Origin of the sequence: Bacillus cereus group sp. N14 (assembly GCF_016483555.1) — a bacterium.
Lineage (GTDB): Bacteria > Bacillota > Bacilli > Bacillales > Bacillaceae_G > Bacillus_A > Bacillus_A wiedmannii.
This window is the reverse complement of sequence record NZ_JAEHBQ010000137.1, coordinates 1-235: the sequence shown is the minus strand read 5'-3', so window position 1 is coordinate 235 and position 235 is coordinate 1. Positions and strand designations below refer to the sequence as shown.

The following is a 235-nucleotide window of genomic DNA, read 5'->3' as shown; positions in this document are numbered from 1 at the left end:
ATTCAATTACTTAGGCATATATTTAACGCAGGCAGGCAATTTTGATGCTGCCTATGAAGCGTTTGATTCTGTACTTGAGCTTGATCCAACTTACAACTACGCGCACTTGAATCGCGGGATCGCATTATATTACGGCGGTCGTGACAAGTTAGCGCAAGATGATCTGCTGGCGTTTTATCAAGACGATCCCAATGATCCTTTCCGTAGTCTGTGGCTTTATCTCGCTGAGCAGAAG

Annotated in this window: 1 protein-coding gene; it reads left to right on the top strand. The window is 44.7% G+C overall.

Annotated elements, in window-relative coordinates; translation table 11 throughout:
* On the top strand, positions 1-235 hold a 235-nt coding region (locus JDS82_RS29440; RefSeq protein WP_199714344.1), incomplete at both ends, for a tetratricopeptide repeat protein.